1 protein-coding gene and 1 pseudogene are annotated in these 379 nt (G+C 64.9%); one reads left to right on the top strand and one right to left on the bottom strand.

Annotation, left to right across the window (positions count from 1 at the left end; translation table 11 throughout):
* Window positions 1–191, top strand: a 191-nt coding sequence (locus tag I6F37_RS45185; protein WP_225155154.1) for a hypothetical protein, incomplete at its 5' end; no start/stop codon positions are given.
* A 7-nt stretch (window positions 192–198) separates the two neighbouring features.
* Here the strand turns inward: I6F37_RS45185 and I6F37_RS45180 are convergent.
* Window positions 199–379, bottom strand: a pseudogene (locus I6F37_RS45180) ((S)-ureidoglycine aminohydrolase); the annotation flags it as partial.

Genomic DNA, 379 nt, shown 5'->3' with positions numbered 1-379 from the left:
AGATCATGCACGACGAGATCGAGGCCACCCGGCACGCGATGGCCCGCGCCAACCCCGGCGATCTGGTGGTCATCTGCGTCGACAAACACGCCAACGTACTCGCCGAACTCGAGTCGTGGTCGCATCGTGCCCAGGCCGGCGCCAGCGCCAGTGACGACGGCGACTCCGTCAAAGACCCCGACTTCGCCTAACCGCGCGCTAGGGGCGGATGAACGGCATGTGGCGGTTGACGTCCTTGTAGAGGAGGTAGCTGAACTGTTCCGGGCCGCCGGCGTAGCAGGCTTGTGGGCAGAAGGCGCGCAGCCACATGAAGTCGCCCGCCTCAACCTCGATCCAGTCCTCATTGAGCAGGTAGACCGCCTTGCCCTCGAGTACGTAG

The organism is Bradyrhizobium sp. NBAIM08, from assembly GCF_020193935.1.
Classification (GTDB): domain Bacteria; phylum Pseudomonadota; class Alphaproteobacteria; order Rhizobiales; family Xanthobacteraceae; genus Bradyrhizobium; species Bradyrhizobium yuanmingense.
The sequence above is the reverse complement of the archived record's forward strand: the minus strand, read 5'-3'. Positions and strand labels throughout refer to the sequence as shown.